Annotated in this window: 2 protein-coding genes and 1 pseudogene; all 3 read right to left on the reverse strand. The window is 66.0% G+C overall.

Annotation, left to right across the window (positions count from 1 at the left end):
• On the reverse strand, positions 1–762 hold a 762-nt coding region (locus EOA85_RS34900; RefSeq protein ID WP_127212701.1), incomplete at its 3' end, for an aminotransferase class III-fold pyridoxal phosphate-dependent enzyme.
• A complete protein-coding gene (gene bioD / locus EOA85_RS34905) occupies positions 759–1,397 on the reverse strand; it encodes a dethiobiotin synthase (protein WP_127212702.1) in 639 nt (212 codons plus the stop codon). The genes bioD and EOA85_RS34900, both read right to left, overlap by 4 nt.
• A pseudogene (locus EOA85_RS34910) lies at positions 1,394–1,593 on the reverse strand (8-amino-7-oxononanoate synthase); the annotation flags it as partial. The gene bioD and the pseudogene EOA85_RS34910, both read right to left, overlap by 4 nt.

The raw sequence follows: 1,593 nt of genomic DNA on the forward strand, positions 1-1,593 counted from the left end.
ATCCGTCGAAATGCCGGCCTGCTCGCACGCGAACATGGTTCCGGTCCGCCCCCAGCCGGTCATCACCTCATCGGCGATGAACAGCGTGCCCGAGGCTTCGGCAATCTTCTTCAATTCGGCCAGAATCCATGCCGGATACATGAGCATGCCGCCGGCGCCCAGCACGAGCGGCTCGACGATCAGGGCGGCAACGCCTCGGTCGCGGGAGACCGCCTCGAACCGATCCAGTGTTTCCTGCTCGCGCCCGGCGGCTGGAAAGGGAATGGTGTCGACCTCGAACAGGAGCGGCTCGTAGGCGGCGTTGAAGACGCCACGGGCGCCAACGCTCATCGCGCCGATCGTGTCGCCGTGGTAGCTCGATTCCATCACGACGATGCGCGAGCGGGGCGCGCCAATGTTGCGAAAGTAGCCCAGCGCCATTTTGAGAGCCACTTCGACGCTGGTCGAGCCGCTGTCGGAATAGAACACCCAGTCGAGGCTCGCGGGCGTCATTTCGACCAGCGCCGATGCCAGTTGCTCGGCCGGCTCATGGGTCAGTCCGGCGAAGATCACCTGGTCCAAAGTCTCGGTCGCGTTCCGGATCGCGTCCATGATCTTCGGATGGCGATGGCCGTGGGTAACCACCCACCAGGACGAAATGGCGTCGAGAATGCGCCTTCCGTCCGCCGTTTCCAGATAGGCGCCCCCGGTCCGCGCAATCGACGGCATGGTCGGTTCGACTGCATGCTGGGTGAAGGGATGCCAGACCGCCGAGCGGTTCATTCTGCGACCTCATCGAACGCCGCCATGTTGAAGTATGACGTCATGGCCGAGCGCAGGCTCCCGGCCGTCAGCGGGTGGAGCAAGGGCAGGCGGCCGAGGACACGCACCTGGCCGGTTCCAGCGATAGTGCACTCGGTGTCAGGCATAGCCTCGCCGACAAAGGCCACGCCGAGCAGCGGGATGTCCCGGCGGCGCAGCGCCTCGATCGACAGCAGCGTGTGGTTGATGGTGCCGAGCGAGGTGCGCGCGCAAAGCACCACCGGCGCCTGCCAGCGGGCGAAGACGTCGATGAACAGGGTCTTGCGGGTGAGCGGCACCATCAGGCCGCCGGCGCCTTCCACGATCAAGGGACATTCGATTTCGGGCAAAACGAGGCTGTCGTGGTCGATCGTCACGCCCTCGAGCTCGGCGGCACGATGCGGCGACAGCGGCCGCGTCAGGCGCCAGGCTTCAGGCAGGATCCGCTCGGGCGTCAGTTCGCCGAGCCGCGCAACCGTCTGGCTGTCCGTTTCGCCGTCAAGGCCCGACTGCACGGGTTTCCAGTAGGCCCCGCCCAGCAGGCCGGCGAGGCCGGCCGCGACAACTGTCTTGCCGATTCCGGTATCAGTGCCCGTGATGATGATGCGTTTGGTCATGTCGAGGCCAGCACCTCGGCAAGTGCCTCGACCATCGTGGAAATGTCGGCTTCGTCCACGTTGAGCGTCAGCGAAATACGCAGGCGCGATGTGCCCTCGGGCACTGTCGGCGGGCGAATGCCGCGTATGTCGAAGCCGCGGGCCTGCAGGGCCGCCGGCACCGCCCTGGTGGGGGTATTGTCGCCGACAATGACCG

Origin of the sequence: Mesorhizobium sp. M5C.F.Ca.IN.020.29.1.1, from assembly GCF_003997375.1 — a bacterium.
GTDB lineage: Bacteria > Pseudomonadota > Alphaproteobacteria > Rhizobiales > Rhizobiaceae > Mesorhizobium > Mesorhizobium wenxiniae.

Bases quoted from the DNA above. Each gene is read 5' to 3' on its own strand.
- bioD (WP_127212702.1), bottom strand. From the start codon at position 1,397: ATGACCAAACGCATCATCATCACGGGCACTGATACCGGAATCGGCAAG.